The sequence below is a fragment of the Massilia sp. CT11-108 genome, assembly GCF_047302915.1.
Classification (GTDB): Bacteria; Pseudomonadota; Gammaproteobacteria; order Burkholderiales; family Burkholderiaceae_D; genus Telluria; species Telluria orientalis.
Map to the genome: position 1 here is coordinate 1 of NZ_JBKYMO010001390.1, position 285 is coordinate 285.

Here is a 285-nt window from a genome sequence, read left to right on the forward strand (position 1 = left end):
CAGGGTGCCCGCGGCATCCAGCGCGCAGCGCAGCACGCGCGGGCGGTCCAGCGGCGGCTGCTGGTCGGCATGATCGACCGTGCCCCACACGGACCACTGGCCCCAGATGTCCTGCAGCGCGATGCCGTAGCGCAGGGCGAGGCCGGCCGCCGTCAGCGGCAGCACGAGGGAGGAATCGACGGCCGAGTGGCGCGTCGTTTCCTTGTCCTTGGCGTTGTTGGCGAGCGTGATCGGGGCGAGGCCGCCGCTGGGGCGCGGGCGCATGATGGCGTCGGCGCCCCCGGG

The 285-nt window shown here is 74.7% G+C and carries 1 protein-coding gene; it reads right to left on the reverse strand.

The features are described from left to right. Positions 1-264, reverse strand: a 264-nt coding sequence (locus tag ACEN88_RS34955) for a hypothetical protein (RefSeq protein WP_413347019.1), incomplete at its 3' end; no start/stop codon positions are given. Between the last annotated feature and the right edge of the window lie 21 nt (positions 265-285).